General features: G+C 35.3%; 15 protein-coding genes, 1 tRNA gene and 1 other RNA gene. 15 read left to right on the top strand and 2 right to left on the bottom strand.

Annotated features, from left to right (window positions below):
* Position 1: 1 nt before the first annotated feature.
* Entirely contained in the window at positions 2 to 889 is an 888-nt protein-coding gene (gene gltC / locus LQ694_RS02420) for a glutamate biosynthesis transcriptional regulator GltC (protein WP_058611212.1), read from the bottom strand.
* 142 nt (positions 890 to 1,031) lie between these two features.
* Between gltC and gltB the strand changes: the two genes are divergently transcribed.
* The 6 genes from gltB to LQ694_RS02390 all read left to right on the top strand — a co-directional run bounded on the left by gltB (position 1,032) and on the right by LQ694_RS02390 (position 10,727).
* On the top strand, positions 1,032 to 5,525 hold the full coding sequence (gltB, locus tag LQ694_RS02415) for a glutamate synthase large subunit (RefSeq protein WP_218696977.1): 4,494 nt from the start codon (positions 1,032 to 1,034) through the stop codon (positions 5,523 to 5,525).
* A gap of 15 nt (positions 5,526 to 5,540) precedes the next feature.
* The gene (locus tag LQ694_RS02410; RefSeq protein ID WP_196968543.1) at positions 5,541 to 6,998 is read left to right on the top strand and encodes a glutamate synthase subunit beta; all 1,458 of its coding nucleotides are present in this window, start codon (positions 5,541 to 5,543) and stop codon (positions 6,996 to 6,998) included.
* A gap of 60 nt (positions 6,999 to 7,058) precedes the next feature.
* Positions 7,059 to 7,151: transfer RNA gene (locus tag LQ694_RS02405), tRNA-Ser, on the top strand.
* Between the two features lie 634 nt (positions 7,152 to 7,785).
* Positions 7,786 to 8,709, top strand: coding sequence for a S66 peptidase family protein (locus LQ694_RS02400; RefSeq protein ID WP_058611210.1), 924 nt, complete (start codon positions 7,786 to 7,788; stop codon positions 8,707 to 8,709).
* A 12-nt stretch (positions 8,710 to 8,721) separates the two neighbouring features.
* The gene (locus LQ694_RS02395; RefSeq protein ID WP_196968542.1) at positions 8,722 to 9,822 is read left to right on the top strand and encodes a dipeptide epimerase; all 1,101 of its coding nucleotides are present in this window, start codon (positions 8,722 to 8,724) and stop codon (positions 9,820 to 9,822) included.
* Positions 9,819 to 10,727, top strand: a complete 909-nt coding sequence (locus tag LQ694_RS02390) for a C40 family peptidase (RefSeq protein WP_058611208.1) — start codon at positions 9,819 to 9,821, stop codon at positions 10,725 to 10,727. Before LQ694_RS02395 ends, LQ694_RS02390 begins: the two co-directional genes overlap by 4 nt.
* Here LQ694_RS02390 and LQ694_RS02385 read toward each other — a convergent pair.
* The gene (locus tag LQ694_RS02385; protein ID WP_196968541.1) at positions 10,716 to 11,462 is read right to left on the bottom strand and encodes a serine hydrolase; all 747 of its coding nucleotides are present in this window, start codon (positions 11,460 to 11,462) and stop codon (positions 10,716 to 10,718) included. The two genes, LQ694_RS02390 and LQ694_RS02385, sit on opposite strands and share 12 nt — an antisense overlap.
* A 119-nt stretch (positions 11,463 to 11,581) precedes the next feature.
* Between LQ694_RS02385 and treP the strand changes: the two genes are divergently transcribed.
* From treP to LQ694_RS02340, 9 genes are all read left to right on the top strand, one after another.
* Positions 11,582 to 13,018 carry a PTS system trehalose-specific EIIBC component gene (treP, locus tag LQ694_RS02380; protein WP_196968540.1) on the top strand — a complete coding sequence of 479 codons (1,437 nt, stop codon included), beginning with the start codon at positions 11,582 to 11,584 and terminating at the stop codon, positions 13,016 to 13,018.
* 25 nt (positions 13,019 to 13,043) lie between these two features.
* Positions 13,044 to 14,687 (top strand): alpha,alpha-phosphotrehalase, encoded by a 1,644-nt coding sequence (gene treC, locus LQ694_RS02375; protein WP_196968539.1) that lies wholly within the window; start codon positions 13,044 to 13,046, stop codon positions 14,685 to 14,687.
* 28 nt (positions 14,688 to 14,715) lie between these two features.
* Positions 14,716 to 15,444 carry a trehalose operon repressor gene (gene treR, locus LQ694_RS02370; protein ID WP_196968538.1) on the top strand — a complete coding sequence of 243 codons (729 nt, stop codon included), beginning with the start codon at positions 14,716 to 14,718 and terminating at the stop codon, positions 15,442 to 15,444.
* 54 nt (positions 15,445 to 15,498) lie between these two features.
* An RNA gene (gene ffs, locus LQ694_RS02365) (signal recognition particle sRNA large type) lies at positions 15,499 to 15,767 on the top strand.
* Between the two features lie 90 nt (positions 15,768 to 15,857).
* On the top strand, positions 15,858 to 16,394 hold the full coding sequence (locus LQ694_RS02360) for a GNAT family N-acetyltransferase (RefSeq protein ID WP_196968537.1): 537 nt from the start codon (positions 15,858 to 15,860) through the stop codon (positions 16,392 to 16,394).
* 69 nt (positions 16,395 to 16,463) lie between these two features.
* Positions 16,464 to 18,155 carry a DNA polymerase III subunit gamma/tau gene (gene dnaX, locus LQ694_RS02355; RefSeq protein ID WP_135016170.1) on the top strand — a complete coding sequence of 564 codons (1,692 nt, stop codon included), beginning with the start codon at positions 16,464 to 16,466 and terminating at the stop codon, positions 18,153 to 18,155.
* A gap of 91 nt (positions 18,156 to 18,246) precedes the next feature.
* Positions 18,247 to 18,567, top strand: coding sequence for a YbaB/EbfC family nucleoid-associated protein (locus LQ694_RS02350; RefSeq protein WP_048540322.1), 321 nt, complete (start codon positions 18,247 to 18,249; stop codon positions 18,565 to 18,567).
* Between the two features lie 2 nt (positions 18,568 to 18,569).
* Positions 18,570 to 19,166 carry a recombination mediator RecR gene (gene recR / locus LQ694_RS02345; protein ID WP_025906091.1) on the top strand — a complete coding sequence of 199 codons (597 nt, stop codon included), beginning with the start codon at positions 18,570 to 18,572 and terminating at the stop codon, positions 19,164 to 19,166.
* 81 nt (positions 19,167 to 19,247) lie between these two features.
* A complete protein-coding gene (locus LQ694_RS02340) occupies positions 19,248 to 20,096 on the top strand; it encodes a patatin-like phospholipase family protein (protein WP_081046962.1) in 849 nt (282 codons plus the stop codon).
* Positions 20,097 to 20,428 lie beyond the last annotated feature (332 nt).

Genomic DNA, 20,428 nt, shown 5'->3' with positions numbered 1-20,428 from the left:
CTTAATGATATGTTGCTTGTCTTTGTAATAAAGAACGTGTATGTTCAATAAAAGTCTTCAATTTACTATTTTGATTATTGTCTTGATAAACAATGTTAATCGTTCTTTTAAGTTCGGTATGTGTTAACGGGATTTTTGTGAGTTGTTCATTTTCAATGCCATTACTTAAATAATCAGGTACGATGAGTACGCCTTTTTCAGATAGTAATGTTTGTCGTAATAATGCAAAATTTGAAATCGGGTAAGTCTTCTGTGATGCATGTTTACGTATTAATTGTGATATTTGATCAGGTAATGTGTTGAAATGGTAAATATATTGCTGGCTCAATTGTGATAAAGGCGGTTTAGGGTTCATTGATAAATCATTGTTGTTGTGTACGTATAAATTATATGTTTCTTCGAATAGTGTATGTTTAATAGTATGTTTATTGTTTGAAAGTTTAGGTGTGAGTTCGCATAACGCGACATCTATTTGATGAGATAATAAACCTTCTTCGATTTCTAGTGGTGTCATCATCATCGGTCTAACTTCTATTTTGAAATCTCGCTCGTAAGTCTTAATAATAGCTGGTAAAGCTTGTGATACATAACTTTCTGTATAAGCGAGTTTAATAGAACGTCGATCTGAATGTTCTTGATGAATAAATAAATCTTTCGTTTCTTCTATTAAATTTAAAATTCTATTTGTCTGTGTAAGTAAGAGTTCGCCACTGTCCGTTAATTTTACATTTCTGCCTTCTCTTAAAAATAACGTCGTGTTTAATTCTTTTTCTAAATTTGCGATTTGTCTACTGACCGCAGATTGGGCAATCTCTAGCTCGAGCGCAGCCTCTGAAATATGCTCTCTTAAAGCAACTTCTCTAAAATAAATTAATTGTTTTATCTCCATATCCAACACCTCATTATTTATATTATCTAATTTTTAGATATATTTCATCTATTTTATATATTGTTAAGATAAGTCCTTGTAAAGTATGATATAGACTATCAATTATTGAAGATTCTGAAATTTATTGTTGAGGTGATGTCGTATGTCATTTAAGAAAGATAGAAGACAACTTGGCCTATATGATTCGATGGACGAGCATGATGCTTGCGGGATTGGCTTTTACGCCAATATGGACAACAAAAGGTCACATGAAATTGTACTAAAATCAATTGAAATGCTTTGTAGGTTAGATCATAGAGGTGGAGTTGGAGCTGACGGAATTACTGGTGATGGTGCTGGTATTATGACAGAAGTCCCTCACCTCTATTTTAAACAAAAATTAAAATTAAATTTACCTGAAGAAGAACATTACGCAGTAGGTATGTTTTTCACTGATGAAAAAATAGCTGGCAGTGAACATGAAAAAAAGTTTAATGCGTACTTTGAAGAAGAAGGATTAAAAGTTATTGGATACAGAGATGTTCCATTAGATACATCAGTATTGGCAGAACATGTTGAAGCGACAATGCCTTGTATTCAACAAGTGTTTGTTGAAAATCATTCAAGTGACCACTTTGATCGTTCGTTATTCATTGCACGTAAACAAATTGAAAGATATGGCGATGAACAAGATTTAGATTTATACTTTGCAAGTTTATCTAGACGCACAATCGTATATAAAGGTTGGTTGCGTTCTGACCAAATTAAAGGTTTATATATTGATTTGTTAGATGAAGATTATGTTTCTAAATTTGGTTCTGTACATTCGAGATTTAGTACGAATACATTTCCAAGTTGGAAAAGAGCACATCCAAATAGATTATTAATGCATAATGGTGAAATTAATACGATTAAAGGTAATGTTAACTGGATGCGTGCAAGACAAGATAGATTAATTGAAACAATCTTTGGTGATGTGAAAGATAAGATTGGAACAGTGCTAGATGAATCAGGAAGTGACTCATCAATCGTTGATAATGCACTCGAGTTCTTAAGTTTAAGTATTCCTCCAGAACAAGCTGCAATGCTATTGATTCCTGAACCGTGGTTATATAATGAAACACAAGATCCTAAAATTAGAGCTTTCTATGAATATTACAGTTATTTAATGGAACCGTGGGACGGTCCGACAATGATTAGTTTCTGTGATGGAGATAAACTTGGCGCATTAACAGACCGTAATGGTTTAAGACCTGGTCGTTACACAATTACAGATTCAAATGAAATTATATTTTCTTCAGAAGTAGGCGTTATTGACGTTGAAGAAGAGCATGTTGTTTATAAAGGGCAACTCAACCCAGGTAAACTTTTATTAGTGGATTTTAAAGAGAATAAAGTTATCGAAAATGATGAATTAAAACAACGTATCGCAAGTGAATATCCTTATGATGAGTGGGTAAGTCATAAAACGTTAAACGTAAATGATACAGTGGCGACACCTTCTCATGTTGAAGAAGAGAAATTATTCCAATTACAACGTCGTTTCGGATATACAAAAGAAGAAATTAATAAATATATGTCAGAACTTGTGAGTGAAAAGAAAGATCCAATTGGTGCGATGGGCTTTGATACGCCAGTTGCCGTGTTAAGTACGAGACCAGAATCGTTGTTTAATTACTTTAAACAACATTTTGCTCAAGTAACGAATCCACCAATTGACTCATATAGAGAGAAAATCGTTACAAGTGAATTGGTTTACTTAGGTAAAGAAGGTAACTTGTTACAACCGCATCCAGATAACACGAGAAGAATTCAGTTAAATCATCCAGTATTATCGAAAGCGCAACTTGAGCAAATTCAAGATAGTGAATTTAATGTTGCGGTGATTCCGACGACTTACACAGGTTCACTTAAAGAAGCGTTAGATGACTTAGGACAAACTGTATCGAAAGCCGTTAAAAATGGTGCTGAGATTATTGTCTTAGAAGATGAGTCAGTTGAAGATTTAGAAGCGGCGTTTGCAATGCCGATATTATTAGCGGTTAGTCACATTCATCAACACTTGATTAGAACGGGTCAACGTTTAGATACAAGTATTGTGGCTTATTCTGGTGAGTGTCGTGAAGTACATCATTTAGCTACATTATTAGGTTATGGTGCGAATGCTATTGTACCATACTTAGCACATTATACGATTGAAGATTTAACTGCTGCGGGACGTCTTGGAGGTACAGTTGAGCAGAATATTGATACGTTTAGTCAAACGTTATCAGCTGGTGTGATTAAAGTAATGGCTAAAATGGGTATTTCAACTGTTCAAAGTTATCAAGGTGCACAAATCTTTGAAGCAATTGGATTAGGTAAAGATGTTATCGATCAATACTTTACAGGTACACCGTCTAAACTTTCAGGTATATCAATTGATACGATTGATAAAGAGAATAAAGCGAGACAGTCTGAACAGATTAAATATTTAAATTCAGGTAGTACTTTCCAATGGCGTCAACAAGGTGAATATCATGCATTCAATCCTAAAACAATTCATTTATTACAACATGCATGTAGAGATAATAATTTTGAAATGTTTAAAGAGTACTCTGAAGCTGCAGATAGTGAACGTATGAGTCACTTAAGAAACTTACTTGATTTTAAATCAGATCGCGCTATTGATTTAAAAGACGTAGAATCTGCTGACCAAATTGTGAAACGCTTTAAAACAGGTGCAATGAGCTTCGGTTCTATTTCTCAAGAAGCGCATCAAACTTTAGCAGAAGCGATGAATAGAATTGGTGGACGTAGTAATAGCGGTGAAGGTGGAGAAAATCCAGAACGCTTTATTATTAAGCCGGATGGCACAAATTATATGAGTGCTATTAAACAAGTCGCATCAGGTCGCTTTGGTGTAACGAGCGATTACTTACAACATGCTAAAGAAATTCAAATTAAAGTCGCACAAGGTGCTAAACCTGGTGAAGGTGGACAATTACCTGGTACAAAAGTTTATCCGTGGGTAGCTGAAGTACGTGGTTCAACTCCAGGTGTAGGATTAATTTCACCACCACCTCACCATGATATATATTCTATTGAGGACTTAGCACAACTGATTCATGACTTAAAGAATGCAAATAGAAAAGCAGACATTAGTGTTAAGCTCGTTTCTAAATCTGGCGTAGGTACAATTGCAGCAGGTGTTGCTAAAGCTTTTGCCGACAAGATTGTCATCAGTGGATATGACGGCGGTACAGGTGCATCACCTAAGACGAGTATTCAACATGCCGGATTACCGTGGGAGATTGGCTTATCTGAAACACATCAAACGCTTATGTTAAATGGTCTTCGTTCACGTGTAACGTTAGAAACTGACGGTAAATTAATGACGGGTCGCGACGTTGCACTTGCATGTGCGTTAGGTGCAGAAGAGTTTGCATTTGCGACAGCACCTTTAGTCGTGCTTGGCTGTATTATGATGAGAGTATGTCATAAAGATACATGCCCAGTTGGTATTGCGACTCAAAATGGCGACTTACGAAAATTATATACAGGTAAAGCAGATCACATCGTAAACTTCATGTATTTTATTGCCGAGGAAATAAGAGAAATTCTAGCTTCATTAGGCTTAAAAACAATGGACGAACTTGTAGGTAGAACGGACTTGTTATCAGTATCAAACAGATATTATTCTCATCCTAAAGCGAGAGAACTTGATTTAGAGGCACTTTTATTTGTAAATGAAGGTAAAAGATACCGCTCTATGAATCAAAATCATCACCTTGATGTCGGATTCGATTTAACGAAATTATATGAAGATGCAAAAGCATCAATCGATCATGGTGAAAAATTTGTTGGTAGTTATAACGTTCGAAATACGGAAAGAGATGTTGGTGTTATTACAGGTAGTTATATTACAGAAGTGCATGGTGAACCTGGTTTACCAGAAGATACAATAAGTGTTAAGACGTTTAAACATGCTGGACAAAGTTATGGTGCATTCACGCCTAAAGGTATGACGTTACATCATACTGGTGACGCTAACGATTACTTTGGTAAAGGTTTATCTGGAGGTAAATTGATTTTAAACGCTCCTAACGAAGATAGAGAAGACAATATCATCGTCGGTAACGTTTGTTTTTACGGTGCAACAAGTGGAACATCTTATATTAACGGTAGAGCTGGTGAACGTTTCTGTGTAAGGAATAGTGGTGTTAATGTCGTTGTTGAAGGTGTCGGTGACCACGGTTTAGAATACATGACTGGTGGACGTGTTGTCATCTTAGGTGATGTAGGACGTAACTTCGGTCAAGGTATGAGTGGTGGTGTATGTTACGCATTGCCAACAGATGTTGAAGCATTCAAAAAAGATAATGAACTTGACACATTAGAGTTTGAAACATTAAAAGATCCAGATGAAATTGCGAATTTAAGACACATGTTAGAAGAACATGTTCGATATACAAATAGTAAAAAAGCAAAAGCAGTGCTAGTGTCATTTGACACAATTGTCGACAAAGTGGTTAAAGTGATTCCGAAAGACTACAAACTCATGATGCAGAAGATTTCACTACACAAATTAGAAAACGAAGAAGATGCACTGTTAAATGCATTCTTTGATGATCGAAAATCTATTGGTGATGAAGAAGAACTGGCTTCGGTATATTAAGAAGGAGGGCATATTATGGGTGAATTTAAAGGTTTTATGAAGTATCCTAAGCAACAACTTGATGAGTTGCCGTTAAAAGATAGAATTAAAGGATATGACGCATTCCAACAACGTTTTACTAAAGAAGACGCAGCTACACAAGGTGCGCGTTGTATGGATTGCGGAACACCATTTTGTAAAACAGGCTCATCATTCGGTAGAGATACAATAGGTTGTCCAATAGGTAACTATATACCAGAATGGAATGACTTAGTGTATCGTAAAGATTATGAAGAAGCATATGCAAGATTATCAGAAACAAATAACTTTCCTGAATTTACAGGTCGTGTATGTCCTGCACCATGTGAATCTTCATGTGTCTTAGCGATTAATAATGATTCAGTCGCTATCAAAGGTATAGAACGTACAATTATAGATGAAGCGTATGATATGGGGCTTGTGAAACCTAAGTTTCCTGAGCATCGCTTAGAAGAAAAAGTAGCCATTATCGGTAGTGGTCCAGCAGGCTTAACAGCTGCAGAAGAATTAAATTTACTTGGCTATAATGTGACTGTATATGAGCGTAACCATCGTCCAGGTGGTTTGCTTATGTACGGCATACCAAGTATGAAATTAGATAAAGAAGTTATCGAACGTCGTGTGAAATTAATGGAAGAAGCGGGTATCGTCTTTAAAACAGATGTTAATGTGGGGAAAGACATCACGAAAGAGGAACTAGATGAACAGTATGATGCAATTATTGTTTGTACAGGCTCACAAAAAGGACGCGACCTACCATTAGAAGGACGTATGAGCTTCGGTATACATTTTGCGATGGAATATTTAACAGAGCAAACACAATTACAAATGGGAGAAATTGACGAACCAACTATAACAGCAAAAGGTAAGAATGTGATTGTAATCGGTGCGGGTGATACAGGTGCTGACTGCGTAGCAACAGCATTAAGAGATGACTGTAAATCAGTCGTTCAATTTAATAAATATGTAAGACTAACAGATAAAATGGAACAAAATACAGCTTGGCCATTACCAATGCCAATTTTCAAGTTAGACTATGCGCATAAAGAATATCGTGAAAAATTTGGATTTGAACCAAGAGCATATGGTATTCAAACAATGCGTTACGATGTTGATGAAAATGGTAATATTCGCGGTCTATATACGCAAGTGTTAGAAGAAACTGAAGACGGAATGGTAATTGTCGAAGGTACAGAACGTCATTGGCCAGCAGATTTAGTCCTATTATCAATCGGTTTTGAAGGTACAGAACATTTAGTGCCACATTCATTCAACTTAAAGACAGAACGAAATAAAATCGTAGCAAATGAAAAAGACTTCAGAACAAATCAAGATAAAGTATTTGTAGCTGGAGATGCAAGAAAAGGTCAAAGTTTAGTCGTTTGGGCAATAAAAGAAGGGCGTGCAGTTGCAAAAGCTGTAGATGAATCCTTAAAGAAAAAAATTACAATTTAATTTTTGTGATTTTTGTTGACATCAGTAATGGCATGTTATAAGATAAATAATGTCTTATTTGGAGGAATACCCAAGTCCGGCTGAAGGGATCGGTCTTGAAAACCGACAGGGGCTTAACGGCTCGCGGGGGTTCGAATCCCTCTTCCTCCGCCATTATTTTTAAATATCCAAGACTATATATATAAAGAGCACTGTCCACTTTTGTGGACAGTGTTTTTTGTTGTGAAAAAATATTATACTTGAATGTGGAATTGGGCGTGGAGTGGAGATTGAGTTGTAGGGTGGAATATTGCAGGTGGAAATATAGGGGGGCGTTGTTAGGGACATAATTCCGAGAAGTGTCTCTAAATGAGCGCCTATCTAATTACCAGAATTCGAAATAATGGAAGTTACAGCGTTCTAATTACCACAATTCAGAATAATGGAAGATACAGCGTTCTAATTACCAGAATTCGAAATAATGGAAGTTAGCGGATTCTAATTACCACAATTCAGAATAATGATAGTTAGCGAACTCTAATTACCAGAATTCGAAATAATGGAAGTTACAGCGTTCTAATTACCAGAATTCAGAATAATGATAGTTAGCGAACTCTAATTACCAGAATTCAGAATAATGACAGTTACTCGAACCTAACTCCAACCTAATTCCAACCTAATTCCAACCTAACTCGCGCATATGTCCAACCTCATATAGTCATGCGTTTACAACAATTTCTTTTGTTTTCACAAAAAGATAACAACTTTGCTATAATATAAGAATATTCTGATAAAAGGTCGTGTCTTAATGAAAGCAAAGGGATTAAATAGAGGAGATGTGGTGGGTGTTGTAGCATTAGCGAGTCCGCCAAACCAAAAGCATTTAAAGAACGGGTTGAAACTTTTAGAAGAGAAATATGGTATTCGGTTTAAACTAGCGAAAAATATAGACCGCGTTCATGGTCATTTAGCGGGAACAGATGATGAACGATTAGATAGTTTGCACGACATGTTAGAAGATGATGAAGTGAAAGGCATTATATGTGCTTGCGGTGGTTATGGTACACCTAGAATTGTAGAACGTATTGATTATAATCTTGTAAAAGCACATCCTAAAATTATATGGGGATATAGTGATATTACATGCTTACATAATGCTATTAGACAACAAACGGGATTGGTAACATTTCAAGGTCCTATGATCGCATCTGATTTAGGCGATACTTATAATGAGATTTCTATAGGGAGCTTTGAGCAGTTATTTAATGGTGAAGCTGTGTCTTATCCTGCAAATCAATTAACGTTTAAATCGTTGGTTGGTGGTCGCGTTGAAGGAGAAATTGTTGGTGGTTGTTTATCTTTACTTGTTTCAAGTTTAGGAACACCATATGAAATCGATACTAAGGGCAAAATTTTATTTATAGAAGATATTGGTGAAGTGCCTTATAAGGTAGACGGATTTTTACAACAACTCAAATCTGCTGGCAAGTTAGATGATGCTTCTGGATTTATTTTCGGGCCATTCACAGATAGCGAGCCTAAAAATCCAAAGAAATCTTTAACGATGAAAGAAGTGTTAGATGATTTTATAACGCCATTAAATAAACCGGCAGTGTATGATTTGAATATTGGGCATTGCACACCGCATTTTGCGATACCGTTTGGCACGCAAGCTACATTAGATGTGGACAATAAAGTATTAAATATAGCGTCAGGTGTAATTATAGAATAAAGGGGAAGTTATATGTTTATAACAGATATAAAATACTATAGATATGAAACGCCTTTGAAGAAACCTTTCAAAACAGCACTGAGAACAGTAGAAGTGATTGAAAGTATATATGTATTTATTGAAACGAATTATGAAGATGTTATAGGTGTTGGTGAAGCTGTACCTACATATGTTATTACGGGTGATACAAAAGGTGGTATAGAAGCTGCGATTGAAGAGGTCTTTAAGCCACTATTAATTAACCGGCCATTAACGAAAGACTTACTAGATGAAATTCATCAAGTCATCGTAGGTAATACAAGTGCCAAAGCTGCAATAGATATCGCGCTTTATGACTTATTAGCTCAAGAAGCAGAATTGCCTTTATATCAATATATCAATCATAACCCGGGAAATAAATCTTTAGAAACTTGTTATACCGTGAGTCTAAATGATGCTGATGAAATGGTAGAAGACGGTTTGCGATATGTAGAAGATGGCTTTAACCATTTGAAGATAAAAGTGGGTAAAGATGATGTCTCTACAGATTTGAATAGATTACAGGCATTACGTTCTTCTTTACCGAGTGAGGTTATTTTAAGTGCGGATGCAAACCAAGCATGGGATGAAAAAGGTGCGCGTCATGCATTGAAACATTTTGATGAAGCAGATTTGGATATTGAGAGCATCGAACAACCTGTTGGAAGATATGAGTATAAGGTACTAGGTGCGCTATCTCAAGAATTCGAAATACCTTTAATGGTAGATGAAGGATTATTTAGTATACATGATGCACAGAGACTTGTAGAAGTTGGTGCAACAAATATATGGAATATTAAACTGATGAAGACTGGTGGTATTCATCAAGCATTAAAGATACATGATATTGCTAAAGGTGAAGCGATACCTTGCATGGTTGGATGTATGATGGAAACACATGTATCTGTAACGGCGGCTTTACATTTTAGTTTAGCAGCAGAACAAGTGAACCGTGTTGATTTTGATGCGCCTTTAATGGTAGTTGAGCGACAAGTTGATGGTGGTATTACTTATGAAGGTGCTAAAGTATCCATTTCAGAAGGTACAGGTTTAGGAATAGATCGTGAATCTTTATATAAGAAGGTGAGCTCATGATTAAATATTGCAGAGTAAATGTCGGGACAATATGGAGAAGCTTTGATAAAGCTAGAGAAATTGATAGAGACGGTATCATGTATCCAGCAGATATTCAACGTTGGTTACTTGAACTTAATTTAGAACAGAAATTATCTCTTACGGAAGATACTAGAATAGATACGCAAATTCTTTATGGCGAAAAAGTAGAAGTCGTAGAAGAACAAGATGGTTGGAGTTACGTTATCTGTTTAGAACAACCGTCTAAACAGAATCCAAAGGGATATCCAGGATTTATTCCTACGAGTCAATTAGGTGAGATGAAGGCGTACGATACACATCCACGCCTTCGGGTTAATGTACCTAAGACGACATTGTTTAATTTAGATTTTACAACGAAACAAATTCTGTCATTTAATACGATTTTACCTATTATTAAGAAAGATGAGCCTTTTATTGAAGTTGATACACCTGAAGGCAAAGGGCTCATTAGTGCGAATGATGTAGAATTCAGTGATGAATCTGGTGCATTCGAAATTGGCACAATGGCAGGCGTCATTGAAAATGCCAAGCGCTTTTTAGACTTACCTTATTTATGGGGAGGGATGTCTAGTTATGGCTATGATTGTTCGGGATTATGTTTCCAAATGTACAAAAGTCAAAACTTCCACATCCCCCGAGATGCTGATGAACAATATGAAGCAATGACGGATATTTCGATAGCATCACATGACTTTTTACCAGGTGATTTACTGTTCTTCAGTAAACCAGAAGATAAGGGCTTTCTATCACATGTTGGCATATACATGGGAGAAGACATGATGATTCATGCGCCGCATACACCAAAAAGTATCGAAATCATTAAGTTATCAGGTAGTTATTATCAAAAGATATTAGCTAAAGCAGCACGATTATCAAATATCTAATATAGATTGAATAATATATGACCCAAATTGGTGAGAGAAATCAATCGCCTTTTTGGGTTTATTTGTGTTGGATAAGAAACAATAATAATATAGCTCACCTTCATGTTGAATGATACCTACATCATTTACAACGTTGTCGTACTCACCTGTTTTAGAGTGGAAATTAAGTGTATCTTCGTAAAAAGATCGATAGATTGAAACTTTATCGTTTAAATGTTGGTCATTCATGATGTTCATCATGTCTTGATGATGTTTATGTTCTGCAATAAAGCGCAGTATATGAATCATATCTTGAGAAGATGTTGTATTCTGTTTACCTTCACTTATAGCTTCTGCATCCATCATATAACGATTTAACTGCGTTTGTTCACATTGCAATGTTTCTTGAATAAATAAGTTAATATGTTGAAGTCCGAAATGATCAATTAATGTATTGGTTGCCGTATTGTCCGAAACAACAATCATTAAGTAGATTAAATCTTGAACGCTCAGTTGATCGATATTCATATTTTTTAGAACACCACTGCCGCCAACTTTATGATTGATTTGAACGAGTGCTTTTCTATCTTCTTGAGTCGTACTTTCATAAATATAAATCATAATAGGCAATTTAATTAAACTTGCTGATTCAAATACTTTTTCGTGGTGATGGTTTGTGAAAATGATAGAATCTCCTTTTGCAAAATCAAGTGCAACGTTGTCAAGATCGATATATTCATGTGTTAAAAAAGACATATGAAAAACCTCCTTTACACAATCATACTACATTATTTATATAATATTAATTGTAAGCCTTTACATACTTGTATATACAAGTTATAATTCAACTAAATAAAGTTAGGGGAGTGAGTTTAATGGCTGTGAATAGAGAAGATGTAAAGCAGATTATTGACGCTATTGGTGGGCAAGATAATGTAAATGCCGCAACCCACTGTGTGACACGGTTGAGACTTGTATTAAATGATGAAAGTAAAGTGAATAAAGATGCATTAGATCAAATAGATTTAGTGAAGGGGTCCTTCTCAGCAAACAACCAATTTCAAATCGTAATTGGACCGGGAACTGTTGATGAGGCTTATAAAATTTTCCAACAAGAAACAGGTGTTGAAGAAAGTTCGAAAGATGATGTGAAGAAAGCTTCTGAACAGAAGATGAATCCGTTTCAACGTTTAATTAAATTGTTGGGTGATGTATTCATTCCAATCTTACCTGCAATCGTAACAGCAGGTTTACTATTAGGTTTAAACAATGTATTAACAGCAGAAAATTTATTTGGCGCTAAGTCACTTGTTGAACAATATGCATGGCTTGCAGACTTTGCAAACATCATTAACGTTATCGCAAGTACCGCATTTATCTTCTTGCCAGCTTTGATTGGTTGGTCAGCTATGCGTGTATTTGGTGGTAGCCCAATTCTAGGTTTAGTATTAGGTTTAATCTTGTTACATCCGCAACTTGCTTCTCAATATGATTTAGGTGGCGGTAAATCAAGTGAAATCCCTGTATGGCACATATTTGGTTTAGAAATTAAGCAACTTAACTATCAAGGTCAAGTGTTACCGATATTATTCGCAACTTGGATATTATCTATTATTGAGAAATTCTTAGCTAAACGTGTACATGATTCTATCAAAATGCTTGTAGTAGGTCCTGTAGCGTTATTAATTACTGGATTTTTAGCATTTATAGTGATCGGCCCATTAGCGTTAGAGTTAGGTACGTTAATTACGAACGGTATTAAAGCAATTTTCGAAACTGCTGGCTGGTTAGGTGGCGCAGTGTATGGATTATTCTATGCACCACTTGTTATTACAGGATTACACCATATGTTCTTAGCGGTAGATTTCCAACTTATGGGAAGTCCTTTAGGCGGCACGTACTTATGGCCAATTGTGGCAATCTCTAATATTTGTCAAGGTTCAGCAGCATTCGGCGCTTGGGTAGTATACAAACAACGTAAGATGGTTAAAGAACAAGGTTTAGCGGCTACATCTGGTATTTCAGCATTCTTAGGTGTAACTGAGCCAGCAATGTTCGGTGTCAACTTACCATTGAAATATCCGTTCTTTGCAGCAATTATTTCATCTAGTTTACTAGGTGCTTTTATAGGAGCTGCAGGTGTTATCGGTAAAGTAGGTGTAGGTGGCGTTCCTGCAATTATCTCTATTGAAAGAGAATATTGGGGTGTGTTCGGTATTGCGACATTGATTGCGATCGTGTTACCAGCTATACTAACGATTGTGCTTTCAAACTTTGCTAATGAAAAAGCTAAAGAAATGGTTCAAGAATAATATATAAATAAAGGAGTATACCTATATGGCAGTTTCAGATTGGAAGAAGTCCGTTGTTTATCAAATTTATCCAAAGTCATTCAATGATACGACTGGAAATGGACAAGGTGATATACCAGGTATTATAGAAAAATTACCTTATTTACAAACGTTAGGTGTAGATTACATTTGGTTAACGCCAATTTATGAATCACCAATGAATGATAATGGATACGATATTAGTGATTATTATCAAATTAATCCTGATTTTGGTACAAAGGAAGACGTCAAAACATTACTAGATGAAGCGCACAGTTTAGGTATTAAAGTAATGCTCGATATTGTGATCAATCACACTTCGACATCACATCACTGGTTTGTAGAATCTCGCAAGTCTAAAGATAATCCGTATCGTGATTATTATATTTGGAAAGAAGGCACTAAAGAAGAGCCGCCAACTAACTGGGAATCTAAGTTCGGTGGCAATGCTTGGACTTATGATGAACAAACAGAAAGTTATTATTTAAGATTGTTTGATGTTTCTCAAGCTGATTTAAATTGGGAGAATGACAATTTAAAGGCTGAAATATATGAAATGATTAATTATTGGATTGATTTCGGCGTAGATGGTTTCAGATTTGATGTCATTAACTTAATTTCCAAAGGTGCTTTCGAAAATTCAACAGCAATCGGTAAAGAATTTTATACAGACGGACCAAAAGTCCATGAGTATTTACAAGAGTTGAACAAACAAACATTTGGCAATAAAGATATTATGACGGTTGGAGAAATGTCATCAACAACGATTGATAATTGTATTAAATATACAAATCCAGAACGTCATGAGTTAAGTAGTGTGTTTAATTTTCATCATTTAAAAGTAGATTATAAAGATGATGAAAAGTGGTCAGATATGAAATTTGATTTTCTTGAACTGAAACGTATATTAATGGATTGGCAAGTGAACATCGCAAAAGGAAATGGATGGAATGCTATTTTCTGGTGTAACCATGATCAACCTAGAGTCGTAACGAGATTCGGTAAAGACGATACAGAAGAAGAAAGAGTTAAATCTGCTAAGATGCTTGCGATATCATTACACATGCTTCAAGGTACACCGTATATTTATCAAGGTGAAGAAATTGGCATGACAGATCCAGGTTTCACGGATATTGATCAATTTAAAGATGTAGAATCACTTAATGCATACAAATTATTAAAAGAACGCGGTATGGATGAACAAATGATTATGAAAGTAATAGGCCAGAAATCTAGAGATAACTCTAGAACGCCTATTCAATGGAATGCACATGCTGAGGCAGGCTTTACAACTGGAGAACCATGGATTGGTATTCCAGAAAATTATAAGCATATTAATGTTGAAGCGGCATTGGAAGATAAAAATTCTATTTTCTATACGTATCAAAAGTTAATACAATTACGTCATGAACACGATGTGATAACGTATGGAGAAATTGAACCACTTCATATGGAGCATCCAGAGCTGTTCGTTTATAAGAGGCATTTAAATAATGAAACTTGGTTAGTTGTTGCAAACTACTCTGATCAAATCGTTGATATCCCAGAAGATATCGATTTAGAGGGTGAAATCATGATTGCAAATAATGATTTAAATGGTAATGCTTTGCAACCATTTGATGCTTTTGTCGTAAAAGTAAGTGGTGACTAATTGATGTTGAAGGTATAGAGGTGAACGCATGAACAAGTATATGAAAATCTACCAATCTATTTGTGAAAAAATTTTAAATGGTGAATATGCTCATTTACAGCAACTACCTTCAGAAAATGAATTAACAAAGATATATTCAACTTCTAGAGAGACTGTAAGGAAAGCTTTAAATTTATTGCAAGAAAAAGGTTATATTCAAAAGTTAAGAGGCAAAGGGTCTGTCGTTATTTATGAAGATGTTATTCAATTTCCGATATCGGAAATGGTGAGTTTTCAAGAAATTAATAAACGTTTAGGACTTGATTATGAAACTAAAGTTGAATTACTTGAGGTTATATATGCTAAAGACGTTCCTGTCGTTCAACATGCCCTTGAATTACGAGACCAAGATAAGTTGTGGCATGTCATTAGAACAAGAACGAAAGATGATACCGTGCGTATTATGGATGAGGATTACTTTATATGTCAGATTATTCCTCAACTCACTAAAGAAGTTGCAGCCGAATCCATCTATGAATTTATTGAACAAGAAATGAATGTAGAAATCAGTTACTCGAATAAGTCTATTACATTTGAAGAGATGACGGAGAATGAAATATTATATTTCGGAAAATTAAATCCGCCTTATACAGCAACGGTTAGAGGCATTGTATATCTTAATAACGCAGAAAAATTTCAATATAATATTTCAAGACATATCGCGACGGAATTCAAGTTTGTAGATTTTTCTCGCAGGGTGATTCATAAAACACTTTGATTGAAGTAGTTTTTTCTTGCCAAATCGTAACATTTTGTTGTAGTATATATATTGCCGTGCTAAGTGGGGAGGTAGCGGTTCCCTGTACTTGAAATCCGCTTATGCAAGACTGAATTCCTTTGCCGCGGACATATTATTGTGAGGTCTGCCCTCAGCACGTGGTGTCTGAAGACGTCGGTCCTATGCAATACAAACCCATGAATCATGTCAGGTCCGGAAGGAAGCAGCATTAAGTGGATCATTGTATGTGCCGTAGGGTAGCCGAAGTTTAGCTAACGACTGAGGTAACGCTTGTGATGTTTGTTCAAAGCAAAGGTGCACGGTTTTAATTTTATAAACTTATCAAATTATATATAAATTCAAAAGGGTGACCGCGGTCACCCTTTTTCTTATATCAGGGGGATATTTTATACATGACGCAATTACTAATTGGAACGATTATAGAATCGGAATATGAATTAGCTAAAGAAGTCGTTAAAGCAGCATTCGAAAATGAACGTTATTCTGATGGAACAGAACACGAATTAGTCGGTAAAATACGAAAATCAATGAATTATAATGCAGAACTTGAAGTTGTAGCGAAGACAGAATCAGGCAAAATTCTGGGGCATGCCATGATGTCAGAAGTGACCGTTAGTTCTGATGAAGAAACGCATACAGTATTAGCGCTTGCGCCTGTTTCTGTTTTGCCAGAGTATCAAAATAAAGGAATAGGGAAAGCTTTAATAGAAGCTTTAGAATATAGAGCTTATGAAAATGGCTATGTCGGTGTAGTCGTACTAGGTCATGCAGCTTATTATCATAAATTAGGTTATCATGCAGCGTCAGAGTTTAATATATACCCACCATTTGAAGTGCCAGATGAGAATTTCATGTTTAAATATTTATGGGATCATCCAACAAAAGAAATTAAAGGCACTGTTCACTACCCAGAAGCTTTTGATAATTAATAATAGGGTGTACCTATTGATTCATGATATAATATAGCCAATATCTTATTAAATTTTGGAGGTGCCACTTTGAACTACCAGGCTTTGTATCGAATGTATAGACCACAATCATTTGCAGATGTTGTCGGTCAAAAACATGTCACAAAAACATTAAGAAACGCCATCCAAAAAGAAAAGCAATCACATGCTTACTTGTTTAATGGCCCACGTGGAACTGGTAAGACAAGTATTGCTAAAATCTTCGCTAAAGCAATTAACTGTACAGAGAATACGAATGGGGAACCTTGTAATGAATGTGCGATTTGTAAAGGCATTACACAAGGAACAAATTCAGATGTCATTGAAATTGATGCTGCCAGTAATAATGGTGTAGATGAAATACGTAATATTAGAGATAAAGTAAAATATGCACCAAGTGAATCTAAGTTTAAAGTCTATATTATAGATGAAGTGCACATGCTTACAACAGGTGCTTTCAATGCACTTTTAAAGACACTTGAAGAACCGCCAAGTCATGCTATCTTTATACTCGCAACTACTGAACCTCACAAGATACCACCTACTATTATATCTAGATGTCAGAGATTTGATTTTAAAGCCATCCATTCTGGTGAAATAGAAAGCAGACTCGCGTTTGTCGCAGATGAGCAGAATATTACCTACGAAGAAGAAGCTTTGGCATTTATCGCTCAGGTTTCAGAAGGTGGTATGCGAGATGCATTAAGTATCATGGACCAAGCAATAGCTTTTGGAGATGGGCACTTATCACTCGAACATGCTTTAAATGTAACGGGTAGTGTAGATAAAGCGGCTTTAAATGCTTTGTTTAATGATATGGTTGCTAAAGATATTAAACAAGCCTTTACTAGGTATCATGAATTTATTTCTGCGGGTAAAGAAGTTAATAGACTTGTAAATGATATGATTTATTTCATAAGAGATTCAATTGTCGCTAAGACAACTGAACAAGTTGAAGACGACCACGCACTGAATCAAGTAGACTTAAATACAATGTACAAAATGATTGATTGTATTAACGACACATTAGTTTCAATGAGATTTGCAATTAACCAAAATGTTCATATAGAAATACTAATCGTTAAGTTAACGGAATTAATTGATCAGAACAATAACGGACAAACGGTTTCTGTTAGTTCAAATCAAAACGCTGGCTCTAGTGAAGTGATGGATAAAATCCAACAACTTGAAGCGACGATTCAGCAACTAGCTCAAAACGGTGTAAGTCAAAAGGCTAAACCAGTTGAAAATAAACAAAATATCTCTCGTAAACAATCTAAGCATGTCTTCTCTATTCGACAAATCGAACGTGTGCTTGACCATGCTAATCGTGATGATTTGAATTTACTTAAAGAAAAATGGCAAGCAGTGATAGAATCGGTTAAAGAGAAAGAACAAAGAGCGCTAGTCAGTCTTCTTTTAAACTCGGAACCCGTTGCAGCAAGTGAAGACCATGTGCTCGTGAAATTTGATGAAGATATTCATTGTGAAATCGTGAATAAGAATGATGAAAAAAGAAATCATATCGAAGCGATTGTATGCGAGATAGTTAACAAGAATGTAAAAGTTGTTGGCGTACCAAATTCACAATGGTTACAAGTCCGTCAACAGTATATTCAATCTAAAAAAGCGAATACGGCTCAAGGTGAAGTTGAACGAGAAGAAAAGCCAGAAGAAGCGGATGTTGTAAAGAAAGCTCAAGAGTTGTTTGGTGAAGATACCGTACATGTTACGGATGAGTAATACATGACATCACCTCTAAAGGCATGTATAATAAATATGACAAAAATTAATAATCTTAAATGTATAAATTAGAAATTAGGAGGACGAAATTATGCGCGGTGGCGGAAATATGCAACAAATGATGAAACAAATGCAAAAAATGCAAAAGAAAATGGCTGAGGAACAAGAAAAGCTAAAAGAAGAAAAAATCGAAGGAACAGCTGGTGGCGGTATGGTTACAGTCGTTGTTTCTGGTCATAAAGAAGTGTTAGACGTTATCATTAAAGAAGATGTAGTAGACCCTGAAGATATTGAAATGTTACAAGATTTAGTATTAGCAGCAACAAATGACGCTTTATCTAAAGCAGATGATGTAACAGCAGATCGTTTAGGTAAACATACAAAAGGTCTAAACATTCCTGGAATGATGTAATGATGTTCTACCCAGAACCAATATCTAAACTCATTGATAGCTTTATGAAATTGCCGGGAATAGGTCCGAAGACTGCACAACGTTTAGCTTTCCACGTATTAGATATGAAGGAAGACGACGTTGTACTTTTTGCCAAATCACTCGTAGATGTTAAGAGAGAACTGACTTATTGTGAAACTTGCGGACACATTACGGATGTTTCCCCTTGTCATATATGTCAAGATAAACAAAGAGACCGTTCAGTTGTGTGTGTTGTTCAAGATTCTAAAGATGTCATAGCTATGGAAAAAATGCGTGAATATAAAGGGTTATACCATGTATTGCATGGTGCGATATCTCCAATGGAAGGTATTGGACCTGAAGATATTAATATTCCTTCGTTATTAGAACGATTGAAGAATGATGAAATCGAAGAAATTATATTGGCGACTAATCCTAATATAGAAGGTGAATCAACAGCGATGTATATATCTAGACTTGTTAAACCGATTGGTATCAAGACAACTAGACTAGCACATGGTCTACCAGTAGGTGGAGATTTAGAATACGCTGATGAAGTAACACTTTCGAAAGCTATAACTGGAAGAACAGAAATTTAATAACGATAATTGAGGCTGGGACAATGAATAATGTCTCAGCCTCGCTTTCATTCAACTAATAATATAGAAAGAAGTGTAACTATGATAAAAGACACAGCATTAATATTAGAAGGTGGCGGAATGAGAAGTATGTACACAGCAGGTGTGCTAGATTTCTTCATTAAGAAAGATTTATATTTTAAATATAATATTGGCGTTTCAGCAGGCGCATCTATGGCTGCAAGTTATATATCTCGACAATTTAGACGCAATCATCGTGTCACAACAAAATACATTAAAGATAAGCGTTATATTTCGTTATCAAATTATGTAAAAAATAAAGAGATATTTGGTATGGACTTTGTGTATCATCATATACCGACTTACTTGGAACCTTTTGACTTTGAAAAGTTTGATCAAGCAGAGGAAGAGTTTGTTGTTGTAACGACAGATTGTGACACAGGAGAAGCGGTTTATTTCAATAAGAAAGAAACAGAAGGCTCTATATTGACTGCCTTAGAGGCAACAAGTTCTTTACCAATGATGGCCAACCCAGTTCAATATAAAGGTCATACATTATTAGATGGTGGTATCGTCAATCCTATTCCAGTTGATAAAGCGATTGAAGAAGGCTATAAGAAGAATGTTTTGATTTTGACAAGACCGAAAGGATATCGCAAAAAGCAAAGTAAATTTTCAAAAGTATTCAGATTGAAAGCATATCCTAAAATCAATCACTTAATGGCAATTAGATATAAACATTATAATCAGACTTTAGAATGGATAGAAGCGGAAGAAGAGAAAGGTAATTTGTTTGTTATCAGACCTTCTGATTCATTATCTGTAGATAGAATCGAGAAAAATCCTAGAAAATTAGATGCTTTATACAAACAAGGATATAAAGATGCTGAAAAAATATACGAAAAACTAAAAGAATATGTTGAGAATTAAGTATATTTGAGAGTATTGAGTGTTTTGGTGTAATTTTTATGCTTGAGTAAAGGGTATTTAGCGTGTATAGTTATATCTTGTGAGCGAGAGATAAATAAGACATCAAAACACTTTGAAAATTAATTTTAAAAAGTTGTTGACTTCGAATTAAGAAGTGTGTATAATTGTTTCTTGTGAGACAAAATGAACATTGAAAACTGAATGACAATATGTCAACGTTAATTCCAATAATTGAGTACTGAAAGTACTTCAGAGTGATTGGCTTAACCAATCAAAAATGAGCTTATCAAGCTTACTTCTTTTATGGAGAGTTTGATCCTGGCTCAGGATGA

The organism is Mammaliicoccus sp. P-M58, assembly GCF_022386165.1.
Taxonomy (GTDB): domain Bacteria; phylum Bacillota; class Bacilli; order Staphylococcales; family Staphylococcaceae; genus Mammaliicoccus; species Mammaliicoccus sciuri.
Note: the sequence above shows the minus strand (reverse complement) of the source record. Positions and strands in the feature narration are given on the sequence as shown.